2 pseudogenes are annotated in these 466 nt (G+C 65.7%); both read right to left on the bottom strand.

What is annotated here, in order from left to right:
- A pseudogene (locus CDV44_RS27335) lies at window positions 1-233 on the bottom strand (amino acid ABC transporter permease); the annotation flags it as partial.
- A gap of 52 nt (window positions 234-285) precedes the next feature.
- Window positions 286-466: pseudogene (locus CDV44_RS27330) on the bottom strand (amino acid ABC transporter permease); the annotation flags it as partial.

Here is a 466-nt window from a genome sequence, read left to right as displayed (position 1 = left end):
ATCAGCATCAGCACGGGAATGGCGCGGAAGAAGCCGATCACGAACGTGAGTACCCAGCGTGCCGGTCCGCCGAGCATGGCAAGTGCGATGCCACCCGCGAGTCCGAGCACGCCGGACGCCAACGCACTGATCGTGGCGAGCACGAGCGTGAGTGCCGCACCCGAGAGGGGCCCATCGGGAAAGTCCCCCCAGAGCAGATAGGGCAGGTTGTCGAATACGGCGGAGAAATTCATGAGGGGCTTCCGGGAGGTCTCTCGGGCGGGTGCCTTCGTGCGATCGGCGCGATCAGCGCGACGGGGCGGCAGCGTGACGATGCGTGGTGGCGACGCTCACGGCTTCGATCAGCGCAATCGCGCCGACGTAGAGGAGCGTGGCGATGCCGAACGCCTGAAATGTCTTGAACGTCTCGGTTTCCACCTGCCGCGAGGCGTACGACAGCTCGGCCAGCCCGATGCTGAGTCGGAGA

Origin of the sequence: Pandoraea sp. PE-S2R-1 (assembly GCF_002179865.1) — a bacterium.
Lineage (GTDB): Bacteria > Pseudomonadota > Gammaproteobacteria > Burkholderiales > Burkholderiaceae > Pandoraea.
This window is presented reverse-complemented; position numbering and strand designations above follow the sequence as displayed.